The sequence below is a fragment of the Ruania alba genome, from assembly GCF_900105765.1.
GTDB classification, from domain to species: Bacteria; Actinomycetota; Actinomycetes; order Actinomycetales; family Beutenbergiaceae; genus Ruania; species Ruania alba.
Window position 1 is genome coordinate 617,571 of the sequence record NZ_FNTX01000002.1, and the last position, 26,144, is coordinate 643,714.

Here is a 26,144-nt window from a genome sequence, read left to right on the forward strand (position 1 = left end):
CGTGGCGGACGGCACTGCGCTCACAGGTACGGCTCGACGTTGTCCTCGAAGGCACGGTCCAGCTGGTCGCTCACACCGGGGAAGACGTCCTCCGGGTCGGCACCGGCCAGCACCAGCTCCTCGATCCCGTCGGTGAGGATCTGGTCCCCGCCGGGGGTGAACACCCGCACCCAGTCCTGCACCCGGGTGCGCTGCTGCAGCTGGTCCACCGAGGTGCGGAACTGCGGCGTCTCTTCGTACACGGCGCTCATGATGTCGCCCTCGATCGCGGAGGTCCGCACCGGCATGTACCCCGTCTCCTGGGAGAAGGTCGCCGTGTTGTCCCGCTCGGTGATGAACTTCAGGAACATCGCGGCCGCGAGCTGCTGCTCCGGGGTCCGGGAGGACGGGATCGCCAGACCGGTGCCACCGGTGGGAACGTTCGGTCCGTCCACGGGCCCGTTGGGCAGGAATGAGGTGCCCAGCTCGAACTCCGCGGCATCGAGGTGACCGGTCAAGGAGCCGGTGGAACCGATCAACGACGCGAAGACGCCCACCTGGAAGTCGGCATTGGTGTCCGAGCCCAGTCCGGCGAAGGCGGACTCGCCGTTGTACATGTCCCGAGCGAACCGGCCCGCTTCGAGCGCTTCCTCGGTGTCGAGCGTGACGGTCCAGTCCTCGCTCATCGCGCCACCGTGGCCCCAGATGACGTTGGAGAACCACCACGCCGACCAGGAGGGGCCGATGCCGTTGCCGAGCACATTGCCATCGCTGGGCACGTGCTCCTTCAGTGCCGGCGCCCACTCCTTGAGCTCTGCCCAGGTCTCCGGGCCACGGTCGGGCAGTCCGGCGGCGGCCCAGATGTCGCGGTTGTAGTAGAAGATCGGGGTGGATCGGGCGTAGGGAGCGGCGTAGTGCTTGCCCTGGTACTCGTAGTCGCTGAACAGCGTCTCCACGTAGTCACCGGTGTCCACACCGAGGTGGGAGAAGACGTCGTCGATCGGCATGATCTGGCCGTTGACGAAGTAGCGGAACCACCACACGTCGGAGGCGATCACCAGGTCCGGGATCTCGTCGGTGCCGGACGCCGCCTGGAACCGCTGGGCGATCTCGTCGTATCCCGCGCCCGCGGTGACGTGGTTGATCTGAATGTCCGGATACTCCTCGTTGAACGCCTCGATGTAGGAGGCCTCCAGCTCCTGGGTGTTGCCCGGGTGGTTGGACCACCAGGTGATCTCCGATGCCGGCTCGATGCTGGCCCAGTCGATCTCCTCGGCGGGTTCGTCGTTGCCACCGCCTCCGTCGAGCGAGGGCCCGCAGGCGGTGAGCAGGCCTCCGGCGGCGCTCAGGCCGCTGAGCTGAAGGAGCTGGCGGCGGGAGGGGCGGGCGAGGGAGCCGGGGCGGCGGGCTGAGGTCATGATGTCTCCTAAGGATCGGTGAGCGGGCACTACGGGTCAGCCGGTGACGGCGCCGGCGGTCAGTCCGGCGACGAGGCGGCGCTGGAGGATGAGGAAGATCAGCAGCATCGGGACCGTGACCACCACGGTGGCGGCCATCAGCACACCCCAGGCCTGCATCCCGTCCAGGCTCTGCAGCAGGGTCAAGCCCACCGGCAGGGTCATCGTGTCGGTGTTGTCGGTGACGAGCATCGGCCACAGGTAGTCGTTCCACTCGTTCACCAACGAGATCAGGCCCACTGCGGCGATCGTGGGGATCGACATCGGCACCGCGAAGGCCCAGAGCCGACGCCAGTGGCTGGCACCGTCCACCTGGGCGGCCTCGAACACCGAGATCGGCAGGGAGAGGAAGTGCTGACGGAACAGGAACGTCCCGAACGCGCTGGCCAGGCCGGGCACCAGGATGCCCTGATAGGTGTTCAGCCAGCCGAGGCTCGCGATCAGCGAGTAGTTCGGGATGATCGTGATCTGACCGGGGATGAGCAGCGCGAACAGCACCACCACGAACACGGCCTTGCGGAACGGGACGTCGATGAACACCACGGCGTAGGCGCAGCACAGGCCCAGGAAGACCTTCAGGCCGGCGCCGGCGATGGTCAGGCCCACGCTGTTGAGGAACATCCGCTCGATCGGGATGCTGCTGGAGACCTGTTCGTAGTTGAAGAAGGCGAAGGCGTCCGGCAGCCACTGCAGCGGCATCGAGTAGATCTCGCCGTTTTCCTTGAAGCTGGCCAGGAACATCCAGACCAGCGGCACCGCCATCACCAGGATGGAGGCGAGCATGATCAGGTACAGGCCGGCGTCCAGGTGCCCACGGAACGGCCGACGGCGCGTGGCCGGCGTGGCCGGGGCGGGCGCCTCGGTCCGAGGTGCGTGGGTGCGCTCCACGGTCGTGCTCATGAGTAGTGCACCTTCTTCTCCATGTACTTGAGCTGCACAGCCGTGATCACGAGCAGGATGACGAACAAGATCGTGGCCGACGCCGAGGCGTAGCCGGCTCGCCCGGTCTGGAAGCCTTCGATGTAGATCTGGTACATCAGCGTCGTGGTGGAGCCCAGTGGCCCGCCGTCCGTCATCGCCTTGATCAGGTCGAAGGACTGCAGCGAGCTCAGGATCGTCGTGATCAGCAGGAAGAACGTCACCGGGCCGAGTAGCGGTAGCACGACCGAACCGAACGTCCGCAGTTTGGTGGCGCCGTCCAGCGATGCGGCGTCACGTAGGTCCTGCGGGATCCCCTGCAACCCGGCGAGATAGATGAGCGCCACATACCCGATGTGCTTCCACAGGTACACGATGATGATCATGATCAGCGCCCAGGGTGAGGACGTGTACCACTGCGGTGAGTCCAGTCCGATCGCGCCGAGCAGCGTCGACAACAACCCGTAGCGGGGGTCGAAGATGTACAGCCAGAGCATGCCGACTGCGATCCCGGACAGGACGTAGGGCGCGAACACCACGGTGCGGGCGACCCCTCGTCCCCAGAGTTTGCGATTCAACAGCAGAGCGAGTGCGAGGCCGAGGACCAGCGCGCCGCCCACGGTGGCCACAGCGAAGATGAGCGTGGTGCCCATCACCATGGGGGTATCCGGATCGGTGAACCACGCAATGTAGTTGTCGAATCCGATGAACCGGGCCACGGACGAGCCCATGTTCCACTGCAGCATCGAGTAGTAGAAGCTCAGCAGCAGCGGCCGGTAGACGAAGATCAGCAGCAGGGCCACATTGGGGCCGGCGAGCAGGGCGAAGATCCCGAGGTTCTTCAGCCGGCGTCGCTTGATCGCGGCGTGGCGCACCTTCGACGTGCCCGAGCGAGCCAGGGGCGGCGCGGTTGGTGCCTGCGACGTCACGAGCGGCACCATGCGCTGGTTCCACCCAGCGCGGACGAATACGAAGCAATCACAGTCTCTCCCTCGGGACCCGCGATCGGCCGATACCCCTCGGCGTCATCGATCTGCGTGGCGATCCGCTTGTCCGATCCTGGACGAAACGCTCACCTTGCTTGCGGGCCACAACGTATCCAAACGACTCGAGATGTAGCAACCACCAACACCAGGTGACTGGAAGGTGAACTCACACCGATCCGCGGTGAGACTCACGCCTGGAACTGTCTACATCTGTTGTATTTACAGGCATTCTGGCGCGCTGATCGACACGTCACCGATCCACGCATTTGAGCAATCGTGCTTGCTCGAACGCCTGGGAACGAGCAAATGTGCCAGGGATCGCGGCGAGGTTAGCTCCGGTCGCAGCGATCGACCATGGATCATTCCATGAGAATACTTGGACTTTTCTGGGACAACAGAGCGGACAGCGACAACCCGCAACGGATTCTCGTCAGGCACTCAGTGCGCAGGGCAGCCCGGCCCTCATTGACGGCGCGCGGCCTCCTGGCGCCGGAACTCACTCGGTGACATGCCCACCCGGCGGCGGAACAGCCGTGAGAAGTAGGCAGGATCGTCATATCCGACCTGGGTGCCGATGGCGCCGACGTCACTGGAGGTGTCCGCGAGCAGGTGCTGGGCCCGGGTGATCCGGGCCTGGATGATGAACTCGTGCGGACTGAGCCCACTGGCTTCGCGTGCAGCGTCGTGCAGCGCATCAACCGTCAGCCCCAGCTCAGCAGCTCGTTCAGCCACGCTCAACGGCAGCGTGGCCGATTCCAGCAACGCGCCGGTCACCGAGGCCGCGCGCTGCCGTGGACCGCGAGTGGTCGCGTCCAGCGCGACCCCGATCAGTTGCGCGACGACGGTGGCCGCCACGAGCTGGGAGCGGCGGTTCGGCAGTTGGAGGGCGCGGCGCAGCCTGGAGAATGCTTCGGGCAGGCCGGTCAGGGCTGCTGGGTCGGCCGACCGGACCGCCTCGGTGGATGTCCAGTGGTCGGCGCCTTCGAGCACGCGGGTCATCGTCCCCTCGAACAGCACCCAGTGCTCCTGCCACCCTTCCTGGCGTGGCCCGTAGGCGTGCCTGGCGCCGGGCGTCAGCCAGATCACCGACGGCGCAGGTACCGGTAATCCTCGGCGTCGCCTGTCGTCGAAGTATTCCCCGCCACCGGCCGTGACGAACACCAGGGCGTGCGTGGACAACCGCCGAGATCGCAGCTCCGCCATCGGAGCCACATACTGCTCCCCGGCACCGCGGCAACTCAGCCCACTGTCTCGGAGCGAGCGATTCACGTTCAGGTACGCCGACCAGCGGTCCGCATCTTCGACCATCGGCACCCACGATAGTCCAATTGCTGCGTGACGATCCTCTATGTCCTGCCGCCGCCGCGCTGCCTACGCTCACCATCATGCTGACGTCGAACGGCTACGTGCTGGACGAGCGAACCGACCGCCTCGGGTCGCTCGCCGAGACCCCGGAGACCGAGCGCCACGACCGGGAGGCGCTCTGGGAACGACTGCGCGCCCAGGGGTATCTGCTGCTGCGACAGCAGCTGCCGCGGGATCAGGTTCTCGCTTTCCGCGACTTCTACTTCAGCGCGCTTGCCGGGACAGGACTCCTGGATGACCGCACCCATCCCAGCGAGGGGATCGCCGGGACAGGCCCGAGCGATACCGCGACCTACCGGCAGGTCCTCTTCGACGAAATTGTCCCATCGAGGGAGTACCAGGAGTTCTGCACCTCGCCTGCGATCGGGGGGTGGTTCCGCTGGTTGCTGGACGCTGACGTGCACCTGCACCGCCGCAAGATCCTCCGGCACACCAGACCTGGCGAGAATGGGATCGGCACGGCCACCCAGGCCCATTACGACCTCGTCTATCTCCGCGAGGGAACGGACCGGGTGCTGTCGATGTGGATACCGCTCGGCGACTGTCCCACCACACTGGGTGGTCTGACCTACCTGGAGGGCACGCATCACGCAGTGATGGCGGCCGAGCGGGAGGGACGGCTGAAGCGACCGGCGGCCTCGATCACCGCAGACCTGCCCTCGCTGGCGGACGAGTACGACTCCCGGTGGCTGGTGGCTGACTACGGGATCGGCGATGTGATGGTGCACTCCGCGCACCTGATCCACGCTGCCCTGGACAACGTCGACGCCGGCGGCCGGATGCGGCTGTCCACCGATATCCGGTACCAGCGGATCTCCGAGCCGATCGACTGGCGGTGGCAGGAGCATTGGCACGATCGCGACGGGTTGTAGGCCAGGGAGGAGGCCCGCCGTCAGCTCAGCCGCTCAGTCAGGTGCACGGTGATCTCCTCCCCCACCTTCTTGCCGAGGGAACGCAGCAGCGCCGCCTTCACGGGCAGTTTGTGGGTGCCGTCGCCGAGCGCCATGAAGGAGCTGGTGAACGCCTGCCCGTCCATGGTGCCGCGCACCTTCACCAGGCCCCGGGTCCCGAAGAATTCAGCTGAGCCGGGCATCACCAGGTAGGTCCAGCCGCCGGCGGCGGGGCTCTTCACCAGCGGCGCGGTGAACGTGTGGTCCAGGGGTGTACTCATGTCGTTGCCTCCGCCTCGTCGTCACATGGTTCGACCTGCCCGGACCGAGGAATTCATCGGTCGGTGTCACATCTGACCCTCCGGCGGTGTCTTCATGTCACAAGGACGCACGCACAACCGAGAAGGAGCAACGATGTCCACGACCATGAGGATCCAGCCGACCGAGATCACCGGCCTATCCGGTGCGGTGGTGAAGAGGTTCGCCATGAAGATGCTCGGTCAGGTGCCCGAGCCGCTCGGGGTGTACTGGCACAACCGCGCGGTGCTCAAGAGCTACATGGCGATCGGTTCCAAGGTGCCGAAGTGGAGCTCGTGCGATCAGAGCCTGAAGTCGTTCGCGCACATGGCGGTCGCATCCCTGGTGGGGTGCACCTGGTGTCTGGACTTCGGCTACTTCCAGGCGCAGAACGAGAACCTGGACGTCGCCAAGGCCCAGCAGGTGCCGCGGTGGCGTGAATCAGACGTGTTCACACCCCTGGAGCGGGAGGTGATGGGGTACGCGGAGGCGATGAGTCAGACCCCGCCCACGGTCACCGACGAGATGTCGGCTTCCCTCCTGGACCAGCTCGGCGAGGCGGCCCTGGTGGAGCTCACGGCCTTCATCGCGATGGCCAACTTCTACACCCGCTCGAACGTAGCCTTCGGGATCGAGTCCGACGGGTTCGCCGCTGCCTGCGGCCTGGCCCCACTGGCCGAACGGCCGGCGAGCCGCGGAGTAACGTCCGACGCATGAGCACCGTCAGCGATGCGTTCGTGCGCCACCGCAGCCTGCTCTTCACCGTCGCCTACGAGATGCTCGGCTCAGCCGCCGACGCCGAGGACGTGGTGCAGGAGACCTGGCTGCGGTGGGACGCCGTCGGGCCGGACGGGCGCGCGGAGATCCGGCACCCGCGCGCCTATCTGGTGCGCATGGTGACCCGGCAGGCACTGAACCGGATGCGCACGATCTCCCGCCAACGGGAGGACTACGTGGGCGAGTGGTTGCCGGAACCGCTGCTGACCACCCCAGATGTGGCCGACGACGTGGAGCTGGCGGAGAGCGTCTCGATCGCGATGCTCACCGTGCTGGAGACGCTGGCCCCGGCGGAACGGGCGGTCTTCGTGCTCCGGGAGGTGTTCGAGGTGCCGCACGCCGAGATCGCCGAGGCGCTCGGGAAGACGCCGGCTGCGGTGCGGCAGATCGCCCGGCGCGCTCGCGCGCACGTGGACGCGCGGCGGCCGCTGATGCAGCCGGACACCACCGGGCAGCGTGAGCTGCTGGAACGGACCGTCGCGGCGATGCGCGCCGGCGATGCGGATGCGTTGGTGGAGCTGCTCGCCCCGGACGTGGTGATGATTGCCGACGGCGGAGGTATCGCCTCCGCACGGCTGACACCCGTGCACGGGGCCAAGACGGCGGCCAAGCTGCTCTCGAAGCTCAGCCAGTACACGCCGGACTTCATCACGCGGTTGACCACCATCAATGGCAGCCCCGCGCTGGTGCTCGAGGTGGAGGGTGAGTGGCCCACCGTGATGACGGTGGCCGTGCACGAGGGAAAGATCACGCGTATCTACGGTATGCGGAACCCGGAGAAGCTCACCCGGGTCGAGCGGGAGACGCCGCTGAGTCGGTGAGGGCGACACTGCACGACTTCGTGCTGCCAGGCACCGAAGCAGTCACCGGTCCGAGTCCGGTCGATGCTGGATCTCGTCGTCGATCACGGCCTCCAACTCGGCCGCGGTCGGGAGGACGTCCCGTACGTCGGCAGGCAGGCCGTGATAGTCCGCGACAGTCTCGGAGTTCGCGGGTGGCAAGACGGTCCAGGAGCACCGTGACGTGACCCCAGGGCAATCGTCCAACAGCCTGTTGGACGAACTCCTCCTCGGACGGCCATGCCTCTGCCACCCGGCGCATAGAGCAGGTTGGAGCGGGACCAGCCGCGCTGGTCCGGGAACGCCGTCGTCATCGCAGCACGGTCTCAGTCGGCACCGACAGCGGAGGTCACGAGACGTTATCCACAACCCCGGGCTCGCGGCCTGCAGGCAGAGATGCGTTGCGCTTCCCTGGTGAACATGACCACGAGGAGGCACCATGGACGTCATGACAGCGACGCACCCGGCGCACGGTCACCCCGAGGTGATCGTGCGCGAGGGTCCTTACACAGTCGCCGAGAGAGATGCTGTCCCCGACGACGGGCTGCGCCATGAGCTGCTCGACGGGGTGCTCGTCATGAGCCCGGCGCCCACGCCCCGTCACCAGCGAGCCGTGCGCAACCTCACGGTGGCGATGGACCGGGCGCTCCCCGGCGAGCTGGAGGTGTTCGGCTCGCCGATCGACGTGCGGCTAGGGCGTTCCACGGTCCTCCAACCAGATGTGGTGGTCGTGCATCGCGACGACGTCGGAGAACTGGGCATCGTCGGCGTCCCCGTCCTGGCGATCGAAGTTCTCTCCCCCTCGACCCAGCTCTTCGATCTGCACCGGAAGAAGCAGCTCTTGGAGCAAGCCGGCTGTCCGTCGTACTGGGTTCTCGACCCACACCTCAGCGAGCTCACGGCGTGGCAGCGCAGCGGTGGTCGATACCGGGAGGTGGCCCGGGTCAGCGGGACGGAGTCGTGGACAGCGACCCAACCGTGCACAGTCTCGCTCGAGCCATCCCTGCTGCTCGAGGACTGAAGCGCGGATCCCGGCATATTCGCACCGCACCGGGCTTGCGCCGCTGCCCACCCTCTGCTGAGCTCAGCACGTGGAGTCATCGATGGAGCGGGCGCTCCGGGAGCACATCATCGGCTGGGTGGTCGAGCGGGCCGAGGCGAACGGCGGGTTCGTGTTCCGCGAGGAGTTGCTCTCGTTCCGCCACAACGGCGAGAAGCTCCCGGTGATCGACTACTCGCGTGGTATCCGCAATCCTCGGGCGCTGTCCGCCACGCTCTCGATCGTCAGCTCCGCCTCCGGTCCGTACGACGACGTCGAGTCCGAGGACGGCCTCCTCCACTATGCCTACCGCTCCGGGGACCCGTGGTCCGGGGACAACCGCAAGCTCCGGGTCGCCTACGAGACCGGTATGCCGTTGCTGCTGTTCCGCAAGGAAGTGCCGAACGTCTACACGCCGGTCGCTCCGGTGTACGTGGTGGACGACCGCCCGGACGAGCGCGCCTTCGTGATCGCGCTGGACGAGTCGTTCCGCTTCTTCGGTAACCTCGACACCCTCTCGGAAGAGAAGCGCCGCTACGCCCAGCGCCTGGCCCGTCAGCGCCTGCACCAGCCGGCTTTCCGCACCCGGGTGCTGCTCGCCTACGAGACGCGCTGCACGGTCTGCCGGCTGCACCATGGCTCGTTGCTGGACGCCGCGCACATCCTCCCGGACGGCCACCCCGACGGCGCCCCGACCGTGGACAACGGCCTGGCGATGTGCAAGATCCACCACGCCGCCTACGACCAGGACATGCTCGGCGTGACCCCGGACTACCGGGTGCAGATCGCCTGGCGTCTGCTGGAGGAGAAGGACGGGCCGATGCTCCGGCACGGGCTGCAGGAGATGCACGGGCAGACGCTGCACCTGCCGCGCCGCCCTCGAGACCGCCCGCACCGCGACCATCTCGCCCACCGGTACGAGACGTTCCTGCAGGGCGTCTGACTCCCGCGCCATCGGGCCGTGTTGACACACCACCCGCGCCGGTGGTCGGCTCACCCCGTGACCATCTCACCGTCAACGGCCGAGGCGAGGGTCGCCGTCATCGGCTGCGGAGCACGCGCGGGTATCGCCGCGCACGTGGCCAGCACCGGTGTCGGCATCGTGACCGCGCTGGTCGACCCCGACCCTGCCGCCCGCGAGCGCACGGCGGCCCGCCTCGCCGAGACGCCCGCCCAGTTCGCCGGGGTCGGTGAGCTGCTGCAATCCGGCACCGACGTCACTGCCGCACTCGTCCTCACCCCGGACGACACCCACGCCGAGGTGGCGATCCCGCTGCTGGAGGCCGGCATCGCGGTCTTCTGCGAGAAGCCGATCACCATCACGACGGCGGACGCGGACCGGATGCTGGCCGCCGCCGCCCGGAGCGGCACACCGCTGTACGTGGGCCACAACATGCGGCACATGAGCGTGGTCACGACGATGCGCGACATCATCAGCCGCGGGGAGATCGGCGCAGTGAAGGCCATCTGGTGCCGCCACTTCGTGGGCCACGGCGGCGACTACTACTTCAAGGACTGGCACGCCGAGCGCGCCCGCGGCACCGGGCTGCTGCTGCAGAAGGGCGCGCACGACATCGACGTGATCCACTGGCTCGCCGGTGCCTCCACCACCCGGGTGACCGGGATGGGCGGGCTCACCGTGTACGACCAGGTCACCGATCGCCGAGACAACTCCGACCGCACCATGGCCGACTGGTTCTCCGAGGACAACTGGCCGCCGCTGGCCCAGCGGGAGCTGAACCCGGTGATCGACGTGGAGGACCTGTCGATGGTGCAGATGCAGCTCGAGGGCGGGATCTTCGCCTCGTACCAGCAGTGCCATTACACCCCGGACTACTGGCGCAACTACACGGTGATCGGCACCGAGGGCCGGTTGGAGAACTTCGGCGATTCTGCCGGTGGCGTCGTGCGCGTGTGGAACCGCCGCTCCGGATATCGCGCCGAGGGCGATGCCGAGTACCCGATCGTCGGCGACGCGGGCGGCCACGGGGATGCCGACCAACGCACGATCGCGGAGTTCCTCGACTTCGCCGCCCACGGGGGCGCCACTGCCACGTCCCCGGTGGCCGCGCGGAACGCCGTGGCCACCGCGGTGGCTGCGACCGAGTCGCTCCGCGCCGGTTCCGTCCCGCGGGACGTGCCACCCCTGGATCCGGCCATCGCCTCCTGCTTCGACGGAAAGGCCACCTCGTGAACCACCCCGACCCGCTGCGCGTGGGCCTGATCGGCGCCGGCGGTATCGCCGGCGTGCACGCCCCCGCATGGCGCAGCCTCGGCGCCGAGCTGGTGGTGCACTCCCTGCACGGAGCGACTGAGCTCGCAGACCGGTACGGCGCTGCCACCGCCGATTCCCTCGACGATCTGCTCGCGCGGGTGGACGTGGTGGGCATCCTCACCCCCACCGCCACCCACGCCGAGATCGCCCTGGCCGCGATCGCCGCAGGCAAGCACGTGGTCTGCGAGAAGCCGCTGGCCCGCACCGCCGATCAGGCGCAGCAGATCGTCGACGCCGCCGAGCATGCCGGTGTGCGGCTGTTCCCGGCGCACGTAGTGCGGTACTTCCCCGCCTACGCCGCGGCCCATGCGTCCGTGACGGCGGGTCGGATCGGGCAGCTGGCGGTGAGCCGATTCCGCCGCGCGAGCGCGGCACCTGCCTCGCCGTGGTTCTTCGACGAGGCCGCCTCGGGTGGGATCGTGATGGATCAGATGATCCACGATCTCGATCAGGCGGTCTGGTTCGCCGGCACAGTCACCCGGGTCTTTGCCCGCTCGGTCACGCGTACCGACGACGGCGTCCGCACCGCGAGCGCGACCGTCACCCTCACGCATGGTTCCGGTGCGATCAGCCATGTGCACGGGGTGTGGGGGCATGCGCACCTGCCGTTCTCCTCCTCGTTCGAGATCGCCGGCAGTGACGGTGTGCTCCGGCACGACTCGGCCCGCGAGGATGCCGTGCGGCTGCACCTGCCGCCGACTCCGGGGGGCGGGTATCTGCCGGAGGTGGATGTGACGGACAGCCCGTACACCGCGGAGATCGTGGATTTCGCGGCGGCGCTGCGGGAGGGCCGGGAGGCGACGGTGACCGGTGCGGACGGAGTGCAGGCCGTCCGGTTGGCGGAGGCGGCGAACGAGTCGATCCGCACCGGCGCAGTGGTCGAGATCGAGACGCAGGAGGCCCACCGATGACGCTCACCGTGGGACTCCTCTCCTTCGCCCACCCGCACGTCTACGGTTACGCTGCCGCGCTCGCCGATCAGGGCGTGCGGGTGATCGGCACCGACACCGGCACGCCGGACCCGGGCACCGTGCGAGGTGCGGACCTGGCCGCGCAGCTCGGGATCACCTACGCCGAGGACGTGGCGAGCGTGCTGGCCGAGGCGCCGGACGCCGTCGTGATCTGCTCGGAGAACTCACGCCATCGCGAGCTCACCGAACAGGCCCTGGCAGCCGGAGTGCATGTGCTGTGCGAGAAGCCGCTGGCCACCTCCGACGAGGACGCGGCGGCGATGGTGGCCGCGGCCGAGCGGGCCGGGCGGATCCTGATGACGGCCTACCCGGTGCGGTTCGCACCGGCGTTCGCCGACCTGGTGGCGCGGGCGCGGGCGGGGCAGCTCGGGCAGATCCTGGCGGTCCACGGCACGAACAACGGGAAGATGCCCCGGCCCAGCGAACGGTCCTGGTTCACCGACCCGGCCCGGTCCGGTGGTGGGGCGCTGATGGACCACGTGGTGCACCTGGCCGACCTGCTGGACGAGCTGCTCGGCGAACCGGCCGAGAACGTGCACGCGGTGACCAACCAGATCCTGCACGCCGACGCCGGGGTGGAGACCGGTGGGGTGGTGTCGGTGGCCTACCCCAGCGGGGTGATCGCGCAGATCGACTGTTCCTGGTCGGTGCCGGACTCGGCACCCACCTGGGGTGGTCTCACGCTTGAGGTGCACGGCACGCGAGGCTCGATGCGGATCGACCCGTTCGCCGAGCACGTGCACGGGTATGACGCCAGCGGAGCCGTATGGCAGCCGTATGGGACCGACTTGGACGCGCGGATGATCGCGACGTTCCTGGACGCGGTGCGCAGCGGGACCCGGCCCCAGCCGGACGGCGGGGTCGGGGCTCGAACGCTCGCGATCGTGACGGCGGCGCAGCGGTCGGTCGCGTCCGGACGCCCCGAAACCACCCTTTGAAATCACACATCGAATCGGTTGCTGGGAGCACCGGCTTGGCCCGTGCCGGTAGCCAGATCGACGTCTGATTTCGGCAGCACCGGCGGGTCGGTGCTGTCACCAGCCGTCGAGATCAAGCTGGCGAGCCTGGTTCTCCACATCACGGTCATAGTTCGCTGCGGCCTCCTCCGCGCTCCGAATCCCGGAACCCACCTCGACCGTGATGTTGGCCAGATTGGGGCCCTTGATCGGGGAGAGAAACTCCAGCGCAGGGGCCGTGTTGCCCTCATCGACGTACGCCTGGACGTCCTGCAGCAACGGGGTGACGTCGTCAGGCAGCTCGCAGGAGTTGGCATACGGTCCGCTCGGCGCCCCGGTTTCGTTGACGATGTCGCACGCGTCGGAGGAGTTGAGGAAGGTCAGCAACTGTAGAGCAGCCGCACGCTCCTCCCCCTCCGCGGTGGCCGCCACATAGGTCGCATCCGGCTGCCAGATCGTCGCCGACGTGTGCTGCGCACTGTCAGCCGGGATGGCCATGAACCGCAGATCCTCGACGGCGTCCGGTGAGTTGGCCGTGATGGTGTCCAGGACCGTGGTCAGGATCGGATAGTGAGCACCGGTGCCGTCAGCCACCATCATGGCGCCATCTTCGAACGTGGCCGAGGGGAAGTCGACGTTGAAGTAGCCCGCCTCGTATGCCTCCTGGAGATGCCGGAATCCGGCGAGGGCGGGCTCTTCGGCGTAGAACCTGGAGTGCGCGGTGTACTCCTGTGCCCACTCCGAATCCTGCGCGTGGACATTCGCGAAATCGCCGAGGACGAACAGCTGGCTGGTCCACGGGTCGGCGTAAGTCTGGATGATCGGGACATACCCAGCAGCGGCGATCTGCTCGTTGTTCGCCATGAAGGCGTCCCACGACTGCGGTACCTCCAGGCCCAGCTCGTCGTAGACCGGCTGGCTGTAGACGATGCCACCGGCGAGGGAGGTGCCGAACGGGGTTCCGTAAACACCACTCTCGGTACTGACAACGGATCGGAAATCCTCGGTCAGATTGTCGATCCAGGCTTCCTCGGACAGGTCGACCAGCGTGGCGTCCGGGTTGAGCGCCTGCAGCAGCGAACCTGAGTTGTAGGTGAACACTTCGGCCATCTCCCCGGTGGCGAGGCGGGTCTTGACGACGTTGACCCCGTCGTCGCCGCTGGGCCGGGTGTCATGGTTGACGACGATCCCGGAGTGCGTCGCCTCGAACTCCTCGATCAGGGCGGCGGCCATCTCCGACGTCTGCTCGTCACTGCTGGTCAGCCAGGTGATCTCGATGGTGCCGTCCTCACCTTCATCGGAGGAACAGGCGGCCACGGCAGCCAGGCTGACGGCACCTATGAGAGCCACGAGGGGTTTCGGCGTGAGGATCCTGGTCATCGGTGACCCTTCCTGTCGATAGCGGAGGACGGCGGGCCGTCGTGGTGCCGGGGCTGAGAGTCGTGCGCGCTTGCCGCGAGCTTGCGTCCGTCGAGCAGTTGCGAGCGAACCCAGTCGTTGTCGACGGTGCGGTCCCCGTCGGCCAGCAAGTCGTCGTACAGCTGACGCCGCAGACCGGCCAGGACGGTGCTGACGGAACTGTCACCGATACGGTTGTCGAGCTCGTCGGGATCGCCGTGAAGGTCGTACAGCTCGTCGACATCCGTCGGATTCCAGATGTACTTCCACCGTCGGTCCCGGATCATCCGCTGGACGTAGAGGCCGAACTGCTGCCCGTTGTAGGTGCTCACCACGTGATCTCGCGCGGAGAGAGCGTCGTTGACGTGCCATCGGCCGCCGTCGGGTTCGACCAGAGGTGAGCCATGGGTGGGCGTACCGTCATCGCCGAGCGCGCGATAGAGCAATGTGGCCAGATCGAGCGTGTTGTGCACGAACGCGTCGCTGATCTCCCCGGCGGGCACTGTGCCCGGCCAGGAGAGCACGAGTGGAACTCGAACGACGTCGTCGTACATCACGTGATGCTTGTCGATCATCCGATGGGAGCCGCACATGTCTCCGTGGTCACTGGTGTAGATCACGAGCGTGTCCTCGAGCTGACCCGCCTCGTCGATCGTGGTCATGATGCGGCCGATGGCGGCATCCATCTGGGTGATGCTCGCGTAATAACGCGACACCATCGGCGCCCAGTCCTCCCAGGTAAAGTCCTCCACGCCCCAGCTGTGGAGCTGCTGACGCTGGATGTAGGGCTTGCCGGCAAACGACTCCTCAAAGCTCCCCCACGGCGGGATCTCACGAGCCGGGTACTGATCGGCGAACTCGGCCGTCGGCTGGCACGGCAGATGCGGCTCGACGAAGTCCACCCGGACGTGCCACGGCTGGTGAGTACTGCGGGTGATGAACTCCGCGGCACGCTCTGCCGACCAGTGCGTCCTGCTGTCCTCGGTCGGCACGGGGTCGATACCGCCGAACCACCCGCCGTCGACGTGCGCCTCGGGGTGACGATGCGCCCGCCACTGGTCATAGGCCCCCAGCGGGACGTACTCGTCGTACCCGAAGTCCCGCGGATCGGCATCGGGGTGCACGTGCCATTTTCCGATGTACCTGCTCCGGTATCCACGGGATGCGAGGAGGCGGGTCCAGGTCGTCGCGTCAGGGTCGAGCACCGTGCCCTTCGGGCCGAGGTCGTAGTTCCACAGACCGCCGGCGCACTCCGGCCGAAGTCCGGTCAGGAGCGACTGTCGGGCCGGCACGCACAGAGGAATCGGGGTAAAGGCACTGTCGAACCGGGTGCCGGATCGGGCCAGAGCATCGAGGGTGGGAGTGCGCACCGGGCAGCGTTGCGCGTACCCAGCGCAGTCCCACCGGTGCTGGTCAGAGACGATGAGCAGGATGTTCGGGGAGGTCACGGTGTCCTTCGCTATGGATGGCGTGGCCCCAGGAACTATGCATTCCTGGGGCCACGCCCCGGTCTCTAGTGGCGACGGGCGGCCGCGCCCCGAGCCATCTCGCGGAAGATCCGCATCTGGCTGGCTCCCTCCGGCGGCAGCTCGCCGAGTGTGTCCGGAGTCGAGTGGTCCGGGTACGGGTGGAACGGCCAAAGGATGTACCGGTCGGCCGCGCCACCGTGATCGACGTAGGTCGCAATGCCCTCCAGGACCCGCCGCCGGAATGCGTTGTTGCTCTGCCGTCCGGCGCGTCCGTCGGTGCACTGGAGTCCGAAGGTGACGCCGAGCCCCTTGATGAACCGTTCGACCTCGACCATCCGGTCCCACGTCATCGGCCCGCTCGGGCGTTCGATCTCCAGACGCGGGTGCTCGAACGGTTTGTCGAAGTGGATGAAGTCCAACTCGTGCCCGCTGGACCGCAGCTCACTCTGCAGCGAGGTGAGGACCTCTCGCCAGGGTGGATAGATGCCCGGCTTGTCGTTCAGGGGGTAGATCACACCGATCTGAACATCCGGGAACTCACCTCGGACCTGGTCGTTGAACTCCACCACGTCCTGGATGCGGCGCTCCATCGAATAGCCCAGGAATCGGCCCGGACCGGGCTTGCTGAGCACACTCTGCAGCAAGATGTTGGTGAGGTTGAACCCAGCCGCCCGGAGCTGGCGCAGGTTGTTGATGGTCGCGGTGAAGTCCGGCGGGCCCTCGGGGATCTCGCCGGTCTCCTGAAACTTGTGCCACCACCAGGTGGTTGCCTGGGTGACGTTGAAGGCGAAGTTCATGTCGGCGTGGGCGGACGCCATTGTGTCGAGCAGTTCCGGTTCGTACTTCACCACGTCCGCATAGTTGTCGCCGGCGCCGACCTGACCGAAGCTGAACGTATGCATGGCACGGCGCGCGTGTCGCCAGGTGTCGAGGTTGTCGTAGCGGGACTCGAGGTCCGGTGGGGCTCCTCGACCGCCCTGACCCAGATTGTTGTCCTGGTACCAGAACTCCGGCAGTCGCGCCGCCGCGTCAGCCGCTGTGCCGTCAACCGCGGCCGCTGGTGTCGCACTCAGGGAACCGGCGGCCACGGCACCGGCCACGGCGGCACCACCCGTCGCCAGAACCTGACGGCGGGTTGGTCCCTCGTCGTTGATCATCGCTCGTGACGTCGTCGTCATCTCTTCTCCTCGGGTTGGGGTTTATCGCGTCTGGTTGGATCGGGGCGCGTGTTGCTCGGCGGCGCCGGCGGCGAGCTCGCGGAAGAGACGCAGCTGGCTGGCGCCTTCGGGCGGGAGAGGCCCGAGGTCGTCGGGCAGTGAGTGGTCCGGGTAGGGGTGGAACGGCCAGAGGATGTACCGGTCGGCTGCGCCTCCGTGGGCGATATACGTCGCGAGCCCGTCAAGCACCAGCTCACGGAACTCGTTGTTGCTCGCTCGGCCGCCGCGCCCGTCGGTGCATTGGAGCCCGAAGGTGACGCCCAGGCTCTTCACGAACTGTTCGACCTCGACCATCCGGTCCCACGTCATCGGCCCGCTCGAGTCTTCGATCTCCAGGCGAGGGTGCTCGAAGGGCTTGTCGAAGTGGATGAAGTCCAGCTCGTGCCCACTGGACTGCAGCTCGCTCTGCAGCACGGTGAGCGCCTCTCGCCAGGGCAGATAGATGCCCGGCTTGTTGGTGAGCGGGTAGATCACGCCAATACGAACGCCCGGGAACTCGGCGCGGACCTGATCGTTGAACTCCACCACGTCCTGGATACGGCGCTCCGTCGAGTAGCCCAGGAATCCACCCGGTCCAGGTTTGGTGAGCACACTCTGCAACATGATGTCGGTGATGTGGAGGCCGGCATCTGCCAGGTCATGCAGTTCATTGATCGTTCTGGTGAAGTTCGCAGGCCCGGACGGAATCTCTCCCGTTCGGCGGTAGTACCCCCACCACCACGTGGTGGCCTGCGTCACGTTGTAGGCGACATGGTGATCAGCGTGTGCGGCAGCCATCGAGGCAAGGAATGCCGGATCGTCCCGGAGCCCTTGTTTGACGAGTGCGTTCTGGCCCAGGACGAAGGTGTGCATCACGGCTCGGGCCTTGTCCCAGGCGGCCAGGTCGTCGTAGCGAGACCGGAAATCGGGCGGAACTCCGCCGCCCTGACCGAGGTTGTTGTCCTGATACCAAAACTCCGGCACGTTGTCGGTCTGCGAGGCTGCGCGTGCAGGCGTCGCCACGGACGGGGGTGCCGCGGCCATACCGACAGCCGCCGCCCCTATCGTTGCGCTGGCGGTCGCAATGACCTGCCGCCTGCTGATGGCATGAGTGTTCATTCGATTCCTCCTGTGTCGTCGTTGATCAGGCAGGTGCCGTGCTAGGTGAGCACGGGGTCGTGGCACACGACGGCTGGGGCCTCAGGAGATCCGATGATCCGCGGCCCGCCGTGGTCACCGATCGGCCGACGGCGTCCCTCACCCCTCCCCAGCAGCGTGCCCAGGACGTCATGCCTCAGACAACCGTATCGATACGTTCCAATCTTGTTGCATGAAACCCGTTCGCACTTCTTTGCACGACCAGGCTGTAGCCGCACAGTTCGGCGCTTTGATCCGCCCAATCGGCTGCAACCAACGTCGAACCAGTGGCAATGAAAGTACACTGATACGATACAACCCGCAACCATCTATCGAGCGAGGTGGTGCTCGCCAGAGATCGACTCCACGCGGAAGGTCCGGTGCGTCGGTCCCATCGCTCCTGTGGAATGTGGGTAGCACGGTAGGCACGGAGGTGCTCGCCAGACGGCACGGCGGAGTCGGCAGTCAGGAAGGTTCCGACGAACCACAGGCACTCCTCTGCGTCAAAGTTCTTTGATACGATTCATGACCAGAGAAGAAGCCAGTGGAGAAGGCCCAGTATTCTGCGGTTGACGTTCTGTGATCAGAGCGACCAGCCCTCTTGTTGCGGCCACGTGGGCTCTCAATCGTGCCAATGTAGGTACGGGCTGAGCCGATCAGCTCGGAAGGACGAGGAAAGGGTGTGCAGCGAGCCGTGAACCTTCCCACCGGGCCGAATCACCGTCCGACCAGTCGCGACGTTGCACGCCTGGCGCGCGTGTCCGTGAGCACTGTCTCGAACGTGCTGAACAGACCCGATCTGGTGACCGATAGCACCCGTGAACGTGTCGAGCACGCGATGCAAGAACTCCGCTTCGTCCGAAACCGCTCGGCTCGAGAACTCCGGATGGGGAAGGGGCGGACCATCGGTCTCCTCGTCTACGACATCTCCGGCCCCTATTCCATCGCGGTGGCTCGTGCCGCGGAGCGCCACTTGACCGAGGCCGGATACATGGTCATGTTGTGCAGTTCTGACGGGCAGCCCGACCGCGAACGGCGCCAGTTGTTGGAGCTCGAGGAGCACGGCGTCAGCGGAATCGTGATCGGCCCCACCAGCCACGACCTCGCCACCGTCGACGAGATCCGTGAGCGCGGAACGCCGGTCGTGCTGCTGGACCGCGCGAGTCCGGACGGTGAGCACTGCTCGGTCGCGGTCGACGACGTCAAGGGCGCAGAGCAGGCCGGACGGCACCTCCTTGCGCTGGGTCACCGTCGGATCGGTCTGGTGAACGGGCCGCACGACCGTCGGCAATGCCTCGACCGTCGCGGCGGACTGCACCAGGCTGTCGAGGAAGCAGGGCTCAAGGTCGACGCGGCTGTTGTCGAGGTGGTCGTGCCGGAGCCGGACGCCGCTGCCGGGGAGGGGGCAGTCGGGGAGATCATGAAGGGACGTCGGCCACCGACGGCCGTCATGTGCATCAACGACCGGCTCGCGCTTGGTGTCCTCCGCGGATTGCAGGAGCGAGGCCTTCGGTCGCCGGAGGATGTCGCCGTCGTGGGGTATGACGACCTCGAGTTCGCGACCATGCTGTCACCTCGCCTGACCTCCATCCGTCGCCCGAAAGAGGAGTACGGCCGTCGAGTCGCCGAGCTGCTCCTCGACGAGATCGAGAACGCGGCCACGCACGTGCACCAGCAGATGGTCTTCCAGACCGGACTGGCCGTCCGGGAGTCGAGCGACCTCCCTCGCCCCTAGCGCAAGCGCGCCGAGGCGCCCCTGTCTCCGGCGCGAGATTGAATCGAATCAGAGAGGACGGATCGGATGTCCAGGCCCAATGTCGTGTTCATCATGAGCGACGATCATGCGGCACACGCGATCTCTGCCTATGGCAGTCGCATCAACCAGACCCCGCACCTGGATCGGCTCGCTCAGGACGGGATGCGCTTCGATGCCGCCTTCTGCACGAACTCGATCTGCACCCCGAGCCGTGCAGCCGTCCTGACCGGCCAGCACAGCCATGTCAACGGTGTGCGAAGTCAAGGGGACCGGTTGGACGGACGGCGTCAGACCTTCCCGCAACTGTTGCAGGGGTCCGACTATCAGACGGCACTGTTCGGCAAGTGGCACCTGGGGCACGGAGGGAACGCCGATCCGACCGGGTTCGACACGTGGAGCATCCTTCCCGGCCAAGGGGACTACGTCGACCCGGTGCTGATCGAGAACGGGACCGAGCGCCAGCACACCGGCTACGTGACCGACCTGCTCACCGACATGAGCCTGGAGTGGCTCGACCAGCGAGATCAGGATCGACCCTTCCTGCTCTGCCTGCACCACAAGGCACCACACCGCTGGTGGGTGCCCGCCGATCGGCACGCCGACCTGTACTCCGAGGATCGAGAAGAACCGGAGACGCTGGACGACGACTACAGCACACGCGCCAGCGCCGCCCGCCGGGCACGGATGCGCATCGATCGGGACCTGACGGCGAAGGATGTCAAGGCCGAACCACCTGCCGACCTCGACGGTGAGGACCGCCGTCGGTGGTTCTACCAGCGGTACATCAAGGACTACTTGCGGTGCGTGGCAGCGGTGGACGACAGCGTGGGACGGGTGCTCGACTACCTCGACGCCCATGACCTGACCGAGGACACGATCGTCGTCTACACCTCCGATCAGGGCTTCTTCCTGGGCGATCACGGCTGGTATGACAAGCGATTCATGTACGACGAGTCGCTGCGGATCCCGCTGCTGATGCGCTATCCGGCCCGTATCGCCGCGGGCAGCACCAGCGACGCGCTCGTGCAGAACATCGACTTCGCGCCCACGTTCGCCGAGCTCGCCGGCCTGCAGCCCGTCGAGCCGATGAACGGTGCGAGCCTGACCCCGATCTTCGACCAGGCTGAGCCTGCCGACTGGCGCGCAGCCGCGTACTACCGCTACTGGGAGCACGACTCCATCCCGCACCGCGTCGCGGCCCATTGCGGCATCCGCACCCGGACGCACAAGCTCGTCCACTACTACGGCCGGGGACTCGGGGTTCCGCGAGCATCGGACACCCCCACCGACCCCGAGTGGGAACTCTTCGACCTGATCGCCGATCCGCACGAGCTGCACAACCTCTACGACCGACCTGGCCATGAGGAACTCACCGAGGAGCTCACGCGCACCCTGAGCGAGGTCCGTGCGGAGATCGGCGACGACAGCCTGACCCGCCCGATCCCCGATGCCGCCGACACCTCACCTCTGGAGGCCCAGCGATGACGCGTCCCAACATTCTTCTCATCACCGCCGACGACCTGGCGGGTGATACTCCGGGTTCGTTCGGTGGTCGGCCTGATGTGATGCCGGTCCTGGATCGGCTGGCAGCTGAGGGGATGCGTTTCGGTCGGGCGCATGTGCCGGCGCCGGTGTGTCAGCCGAGTCGATCGGCGTTGATGACGGGGCGGTGGCCGCACCGCAATGGTGCGGAGGGATTCGAGCCGATCGATGAGGGGGTGCCGTTGCTGACCGAGGCGATCGGCGCCGTCGGGTATCGCAGCGGGATCCTCGGCAAGGTGAACCACCTGCAGCCGGAGGACCGGTTCGGGTGGTCGTTCGTGCGGCAGCAGGCCGAACTGGGCATGGGACGAAACCCGCAGGCGTATGGCGACGCGACGGCGGAGTTCATCGCGGCGTCCGAGGGAGAGTCATGGTTCCTGATGGCGAACGCGCACGACCCACATCGCCCGTTCCACGGCAGTGCGGCTGAACGGGAGGGATACACCGAGGAGCAGCAGGCCTCCTACCCGGACCCGAGCCGCGTGTTCACGGCGCAGGAGGCGGATCCGCCCGGCTTCCTGCCGGATCTGCCGCAGGTCCGCCAGGAGTATGCCCAGTATCTGAGCTCGGCGCGCCGATGTGACGATGTGATCGCGGCGATCCTGGCCGCCCTGGAGGACTCGGGGCAGGCGGAGCGCACGGTGGTGGTGTTCTTCTCCGACAACGGCATGGCGTTCCCGTTCGCGAAGGCGAACTGTTATCTGGCGGGAACGCGCACGCCGCTGGTGGTGCGCTGGCCGGACCAGGTGCCCCCGGGCGGGGTGAACGACGACCATTTCGTCTCCACCCTGGACCTGTTCGCCACCTTCTGCGAGATGGCCGGGGCCGAGATTCCCGACGGCGTAGACGGACGCAGCGTGGTCGGGCTGCTGCAGGGGCGTGGGGAACCGGGGCGTGACCATGTGGTCACCGTGTTCCACGAGACGAACGCGGGGAACAGGTATGAGATGCGGTCGGTGCAGGACGGCGAGTGGGGCTATATCTGGAACGCCTGGTCCGATGGGGAGACCGCGTATCGGGCGGAGAACATGGCTGGTCTGACGTGGCCGGCGATGACGGACGCGGCCGAGACCGACACGGCCCTGAAGGAGCGCACCGACTTCTACCAGCGCCGTGCCCCCGAGGAGCTGTATCGGCTCACCACCGACCCCCACGCGCTGCACAACCTCGTCGAGTCCCACGGCCGCACGGGCGACCCCGACTCCGCACAGGCACTCGCCCGCGCACGGGCCCACCTCCGGGATTGGATGGACGCGACCGAGGATCCGCTGCGGGAGCGATATCCCGCGTCCAGGTGATGAGCGACCTCGGGTCGAACCACACGGGAGGGATGTCAGTCTCTGGCACGCCGCCGGCGATGTGACACCTGTCATCCGGAGGTCGTGACAGCACCCCCTCGTGCCTCCACCCGCCCCGCCGCCAGTGTGGAGGGATGAGAACACCTCCCCCCGCAGGCGGCGCGCCCGCCGTCCACCTCGACCAGGTCGTCAAGGAGTTCCGCGGTGCCACCGGACCCGTGCGTGCTGTCGACGGCATCGACCTGACCATCGGCTCCGGTGAGATCGTGGCCTTCCTCGGCCCCAACGGCGCCGGGAAGACCACGTCGCTCGACATGGTCCTCGGCCTGACGACCCCCACCTCCGGCACCATCAGTGTGCACGGACATGCGCCCCGCCGCGCCGTCGCCGCCGGCCGGGTCTCGGCCGTGCTGCAGACCGGGGGCCTGCTCCGGGACCTCACCGTGCGCGAGACCGTCACCATGATCGCCTCCACGTTCGCCGACCACGCCGGGGTCGAGACGGTGATCGACCGCGCCGGGCTGACCAGTCTCGCCGGCCGGAAGGTCTCGAAGTGCTCCGGCGGTGAGCAGCAACGGCTCCGGTTCGCCCTCGCCCTGCTCCCCGACCCGGACCTGCTCATTCTCGACGAACCCACCGCGGGGATGGATGTGACGGCCCGGCGCGACTTCTGGGAGACCATGCGCGCCGAGGCCGCGACCGGCCGCACCGTCGTCTTCGCCACCCATTACCTGGAAGAGGCCGACTCCTTCGCCCAGCGAATCGTGATGGTGGCCGGTGGGAAGGTCGTTGCTGACGGCACCACCGAGGAGATCCGCGCCCAGGCCACCGGCCGGCGGGTATCCGCCAACTTCTCCCCCGACACCCGGCCCACCGCACTGGCCCACCTAGAGACCCTCGAGATCGTCCACGCGATCCGCCCCGAAGGTGACCGACTGCACCTGCGCGCCACCGACTCCGACGCGGTCGCCCGCGCCGTACTCGACCTCGGCGGCACGGATCTGCTCGTGACCTCCGGCTCACTCGACGACGCCTTCACCTCCCTGACCCAAGGAGCCACCCGATGAACACCACCTATCTGCGCATCGAACTGGCCAGGGTCGGCCGCGACCTGGTCAGTCTCTTCTTCATCGCCGTGCTCCCGGCGTTCTTCTTCGTGATCTTCGGGGTCTCGATGGGCTACGGCGCCGCCGCGATCGGCAACGGCAACGCCTCGATGTACACGATGATCTCGATGGCGGCCTTCGGTGCCGTCACGGCGACCACCGGTGTGGGCGGGATGGCCGCCGTCGAACGCATGCAGGGCTGGGGTCGCCAGCTCGGCCTCACCCCGATGTCGGACACGCGGTACGTGAGTGTGAAGGCCACGGTGGCGTTCACCATCTCGCTGATCCCGATCGCCCTGATCTACCTGATCGGCGCGTTCACTCAGGCCTCTGCGCCGGGGTGGGTGTGGCTCGCGAGCGCCGCCATCGTGATGCTCGGCGCGGCGGTGTTCTCCCTGTACGGCCTGATCGTGGGGCTGCTGTTCCGGAGCGAGGCCGCGGTGGGCGCAGCAAGCGGCGCCCTGGTGGTCCTGGCGTTCCTCGGCAACATCTTCATCCCACTCAGTGGCGCGATGCTGGAGATCGCCCGGTTCACCCCGCTCTACGGGATCGTCGGCCTTGCCCGATACCCCCTGACCGACGGCGCCCTGGTGTCCATGGAGGGCGTCGGTGGAAACGATCCCCTGTGGGCCCTGCTGCTGAACGTCGGGGTGTGGACCGCGATCTTCGCCGTCGGCGCCGTGCTGCTGGTGCGGCGGGGCCGCAGCCGGCAATGACCTCGGCAGGGGTAGCGATCGAACAGACGCCAGCTCCCGCCTGGCAGCACAATGGTCAGACCATGACACTCTCCGAGGACGGCACCACCCTCGCCCCGGACCCCTGGGCGAAGTTCAGCTGGCTACTGGCCACCCCGTGGCTGGCGTTCCTGACCTTCCCGGTGGTGGGGATCGTCCAGTCCCCCGTTCCGGTGGCCGCCCAGGCGGGGGCCCTGACGGCGGTCGCGGCCTTCGTGGGCGCGTATCTGTACGGCTTCATCACCAACGAGCGCACCTGGGTGCGGCCACGGCGCGGGTGGATCCTCCTGACGGTGATGGCGGCGCTGACGGTGCCGGTGCTCCTGACGATCGGCCTGGACGTCTTCGGGATGTCGACGTTCTTGGCCGTCTACGCGATCTTCAGCCAGCCGTTGCGGCGGGCGGTGTGGGTCGTCGCCGGCCTGGTGGTGCTCATCTTGGTCTCGGTGTTGCTGATCGGTGAGCCCTATCAGTTCATGTTCGCCGGCATCACCGCCGGCACAGCACTGTTCGTCGGGCTGATCCGCTGGATCGACGGCCGTCAGCAGCAGCGTGACGTGCTGGAGAAGCAGTTGGCGATGACGAGCGAGCGGGAGCGAGTGGCACGCGACGTGCACGACGTGCTCGGGCACAGCCTCACCGTGGTGACCGTGAAGGCCGAGCTCGCCGAGCGGCTCGTTGACGCCGATCCGGCGGCTGCGAAGGCAGAGATCGCGGCGATCCGCTCCCTCACCCGGGAGGCGCTCGGGGAGGTGCGCGCCACCGTGGCGGGCCTACGAGTGGCGCGGTTGGCGGACGAGCTGACCGCCGCACGGGCCGCACTCACCGATGCCGGGGTTGCCGCCGAGGTGCCCGAGGACCCGGCGGTGGTGGATCCGCGGCACCGGATCGTGATCGCCTGGGTGCTGCGGGAGGCGGTCACGAACGTGGTGCGGCACTCCCGCGCCACCCGGTGCGAGGTCAGCCTGAGCACGGACTCGCTGGTGGTGGCCGACGACGGCGTGGGGCCGGGTGGCGCTGCCGAGTCCGGTGGGCTACGGGGTGCCCGGGAGCGGGTGGCCGATGCCGGGGGCACGTTGACCGTGCGCCCGAGCGAGACAGGTGGAACACGCGTGGAGGTGCACTGGTGACCGATCCGATCAGGGTGCTGCTGGCCGACGACCAGGCACTGGTGCGCGGGGCGCTCGCCGCCCTGCTCCGCCTGGAGGACGACATCGACGTGGTGGCGGAAGTGGGCAACGGGACGGACGTCGTCGGGGCGGCCGCCGAACACGGCGCCCAGGTGTGCCTGCTGGACATCGAGATGCCCGGGATGGACGGGATCGCGGTGGCGCAGCAGCTGCGGGTGGAGCTGCGCCAGGTGCGCTCGTTGATGGTGACGACCTTCGGGCGCCCCGGATACCTGCGCCGGGCGCTCGAGGCCGGTGCGAGCGGTTTCGTCGTGAAGGACACGCCTGCCACCGAGCTCGCCGAGGCCATCCGGTCCGTGCATGCCGGGCGGCGGGTGGTTGACCCGGCACTTGCCACCGAATCCCTGGCCGGCGGGCCGAACCCGTTGAACGACCGGGAGCGGCAGATCCTGCGCGAGTGCCTGGACGGAGAACCGTTGAGCGCGATCGCGGCGCGGATCCACCTCAGCCCTGGCACGGTCCGTAACTACGTCTCCTCCGCGATCGGCAAGGTCGGGGCGGCCAACCGGATCGAGGCGGCGCGGGTGGCCGATCGGAACGGCTGGTTGTAAGAATCGACTGGCCTCAGC

At 67.5% G+C, this 26,144-nt stretch carries 25 protein-coding genes; 15 read left to right on the forward strand and 10 right to left on the reverse strand.

The window, feature by feature from the left end:
• Positions 1-20 precede the first annotated feature (20 nt).
• The 4 genes from BLU77_RS13350 to BLU77_RS13365 all read right to left on the reverse strand — a co-directional run bounded on the left by BLU77_RS13350 (position 21) and on the right by BLU77_RS13365 (position 4,648).
• Complete coding sequence (locus BLU77_RS13350) at positions 21-1,397, reverse strand: ABC transporter substrate-binding protein (RefSeq protein WP_089773613.1); 1,377 nt, start codon at positions 1,395-1,397, stop codon at positions 21-23.
• A 36-nt stretch (positions 1,398-1,433) separates the two neighbouring features.
• On the reverse strand, positions 1,434-2,336 hold the full coding sequence (locus BLU77_RS13355; RefSeq protein ID WP_089773614.1) for a carbohydrate ABC transporter permease: 903 nt from the start codon (positions 2,334-2,336) through the stop codon (positions 1,434-1,436).
• Complete coding sequence (locus tag BLU77_RS13360; protein ID WP_089773615.1) at positions 2,333-3,295, reverse strand: carbohydrate ABC transporter permease; 963 nt, start codon at positions 3,293-3,295, stop codon at positions 2,333-2,335. The genes BLU77_RS13355 and BLU77_RS13360 overlap by 4 nt, the downstream gene beginning before the upstream one ends.
• A gap of 507 nt (positions 3,296-3,802) precedes the next feature.
• The gene (locus BLU77_RS13365; RefSeq protein ID WP_089773616.1) at positions 3,803-4,648 is read right to left on the reverse strand and encodes a helix-turn-helix domain-containing protein; all 846 of its coding nucleotides are present in this window, start codon (positions 4,646-4,648) and stop codon (positions 3,803-3,805) included.
• Between the two features lie 77 nt (positions 4,649-4,725).
• On the opposite strand from BLU77_RS13365, the gene BLU77_RS13370 reads away from it, so the two are divergent.
• Entirely contained in the window at positions 4,726-5,577 is an 852-nt protein-coding gene (locus BLU77_RS13370) for a phytanoyl-CoA dioxygenase family protein (RefSeq protein WP_089775761.1), read from the forward strand.
• Positions 5,578-5,597: 20 nt separating this feature from the next.
• Here BLU77_RS13370 and BLU77_RS13375 read toward each other — a convergent pair whose 3' ends face one another.
• Positions 5,598-5,876: a DUF1905 domain-containing protein gene (locus BLU77_RS13375; protein WP_089773617.1), complete on the reverse strand. Its 279-nt coding sequence runs from the start codon at positions 5,874-5,876 to the stop codon at positions 5,598-5,600.
• Positions 5,877-6,009: 133 nt separating this feature from the next.
• On the opposite strand from BLU77_RS13375, the gene BLU77_RS13380 reads away from it, so the two are divergent.
• Both BLU77_RS13380 and BLU77_RS13385 read left to right on the forward strand, forming a co-directional pair.
• The gene (locus tag BLU77_RS13380; RefSeq protein WP_089773618.1) at positions 6,010-6,609 is read left to right on the forward strand and encodes a carboxymuconolactone decarboxylase family protein; all 600 of its coding nucleotides are present in this window, start codon (positions 6,010-6,012) and stop codon (positions 6,607-6,609) included.
• On the forward strand, positions 6,606-7,490 hold the full coding sequence (locus BLU77_RS13385; protein ID WP_089773619.1) for an RNA polymerase sigma-70 factor: 885 nt from the start codon (positions 6,606-6,608) through the stop codon (positions 7,488-7,490). The genes BLU77_RS13380 and BLU77_RS13385 overlap by 4 nt, the downstream gene beginning before the upstream one ends.
• Before the next feature lie 42 nt (positions 7,491-7,532).
• Here the strand turns inward: BLU77_RS13385 and BLU77_RS22140 are convergent, their stop codons facing one another.
• Positions 7,533-7,670 carry a hypothetical protein gene (locus BLU77_RS22140; protein WP_175477098.1) on the reverse strand — a complete coding sequence of 46 codons (138 nt, stop codon included), beginning with the start codon at positions 7,668-7,670 and terminating at the stop codon, positions 7,533-7,535.
• Between the two features lie 277 nt (positions 7,671-7,947).
• On the opposite strand from BLU77_RS22140, the gene BLU77_RS13390 reads away from it, so the two are divergent.
• The 5 genes from BLU77_RS13390 to BLU77_RS13410 all read left to right on the forward strand — a co-directional run bounded on the left by BLU77_RS13390 (position 7,948) and on the right by BLU77_RS13410 (position 12,731).
• A complete protein-coding gene (locus tag BLU77_RS13390; RefSeq protein WP_089773620.1) occupies positions 7,948-8,529 on the forward strand; it encodes a Uma2 family endonuclease in 582 nt (193 codons plus the stop codon).
• An 82-nt stretch (positions 8,530-8,611) separates the two neighbouring features.
• Positions 8,612-9,490, forward strand: a complete 879-nt coding sequence (locus BLU77_RS13395) for an HNH endonuclease (protein WP_217632454.1) — start codon at positions 8,612-8,614, stop codon at positions 9,488-9,490.
• 57 nt (positions 9,491-9,547) lie between these two features.
• The gene (locus BLU77_RS13400; protein WP_245708857.1) at positions 9,548-10,741 is read left to right on the forward strand and encodes a Gfo/Idh/MocA family protein; all 1,194 of its coding nucleotides are present in this window, start codon (positions 9,548-9,550) and stop codon (positions 10,739-10,741) included.
• Entirely contained in the window at positions 10,738-11,733 is a 996-nt protein-coding gene (locus BLU77_RS13405) for a Gfo/Idh/MocA family protein (protein WP_089773623.1), read from the forward strand. The genes BLU77_RS13400 and BLU77_RS13405 overlap by 4 nt, the downstream gene beginning before the upstream one ends.
• Positions 11,730-12,731: a Gfo/Idh/MocA family protein gene (locus BLU77_RS13410; protein ID WP_089773624.1), complete on the forward strand. Its 1,002-nt coding sequence runs from the start codon at positions 11,730-11,732 to the stop codon at positions 12,729-12,731. The genes BLU77_RS13405 and BLU77_RS13410 overlap by 4 nt, the downstream gene beginning before the upstream one ends.
• Positions 12,732-12,827: 96 nt before the next feature.
• Here the strand turns inward: BLU77_RS13410 and BLU77_RS13415 are convergent, their stop codons facing one another.
• The 4 genes from BLU77_RS13415 to BLU77_RS13425 form a co-directional block, all read right to left on the reverse strand.
• Positions 12,828-14,129 (reverse strand): ABC transporter substrate-binding protein, encoded by a 1,302-nt coding sequence (locus BLU77_RS13415; RefSeq protein WP_089773625.1) that lies wholly within the window; start codon positions 14,127-14,129, stop codon positions 12,828-12,830.
• Entirely contained in the window at positions 14,126-15,595 is a 1,470-nt protein-coding gene (locus BLU77_RS13420; protein WP_175477099.1) for a sulfatase family protein, read from the reverse strand. Before BLU77_RS13420 ends, BLU77_RS13415 begins: the two co-directional genes overlap by 4 nt.
• Positions 15,596-15,660: 65 nt before the next feature.
• Positions 15,661-16,794 (reverse strand): hypothetical protein, encoded by a 1,134-nt coding sequence (locus BLU77_RS22145; RefSeq protein WP_175477100.1) that lies wholly within the window; start codon positions 16,792-16,794, stop codon positions 15,661-15,663.
• A gap of 21 nt (positions 16,795-16,815) precedes the next feature.
• On the reverse strand, positions 16,816-17,931 hold the full coding sequence (locus BLU77_RS13425) for a hypothetical protein (RefSeq protein WP_139177766.1): 1,116 nt from the start codon (positions 17,929-17,931) through the stop codon (positions 16,816-16,818).
• Between the two features lie 712 nt (positions 17,932-18,643).
• Between BLU77_RS13425 and BLU77_RS13430 the strand changes: the two genes are divergently transcribed.
• The 7 genes from BLU77_RS13430 to BLU77_RS13460 all read left to right on the forward strand — a co-directional run bounded on the left by BLU77_RS13430 (position 18,644) and on the right by BLU77_RS13460 (position 26,126).
• Positions 18,644-19,684 (forward strand): LacI family DNA-binding transcriptional regulator, encoded by a 1,041-nt coding sequence (locus BLU77_RS13430; RefSeq protein ID WP_089775763.1) that lies wholly within the window; start codon positions 18,644-18,646, stop codon positions 19,682-19,684.
• A gap of 66 nt (positions 19,685-19,750) precedes the next feature.
• Positions 19,751-21,190 carry a sulfatase family protein gene (locus BLU77_RS13435; RefSeq protein WP_089773628.1) on the forward strand — a complete coding sequence of 480 codons (1,440 nt, stop codon included), beginning with the start codon at positions 19,751-19,753 and terminating at the stop codon, positions 21,188-21,190.
• Positions 21,187-22,545: a sulfatase family protein gene (locus BLU77_RS13440; protein ID WP_089773629.1), complete on the forward strand. Its 1,359-nt coding sequence runs from the start codon at positions 21,187-21,189 to the stop codon at positions 22,543-22,545. The genes BLU77_RS13435 and BLU77_RS13440 overlap by 4 nt, the downstream gene beginning before the upstream one ends.
• Positions 22,546-22,679: 134 nt before the next feature.
• A complete protein-coding gene (locus BLU77_RS13445) occupies positions 22,680-23,612 on the forward strand; it encodes an ABC transporter ATP-binding protein (RefSeq protein ID WP_089773630.1) in 933 nt (310 codons plus the stop codon).
• Complete coding sequence (locus BLU77_RS13450; protein WP_089773631.1) at positions 23,609-24,367, forward strand: ABC transporter permease; 759 nt, start codon at positions 23,609-23,611, stop codon at positions 24,365-24,367. The genes BLU77_RS13445 and BLU77_RS13450 overlap by 4 nt, the downstream gene beginning before the upstream one ends.
• Before the next feature lie 62 nt (positions 24,368-24,429).
• Positions 24,430-25,515: a sensor histidine kinase gene (locus BLU77_RS13455; RefSeq protein WP_089773632.1), complete on the forward strand. Its 1,086-nt coding sequence runs from the start codon at positions 24,430-24,432 to the stop codon at positions 25,513-25,515.
• Positions 25,512-26,126 (forward strand): response regulator transcription factor, encoded by a 615-nt coding sequence (locus tag BLU77_RS13460; protein WP_089773633.1) that lies wholly within the window; start codon positions 25,512-25,514, stop codon positions 26,124-26,126. The genes BLU77_RS13455 and BLU77_RS13460 overlap by 4 nt, the downstream gene beginning before the upstream one ends.
• The last annotated feature ends 18 nt before the right edge of the window (positions 26,127-26,144 follow it).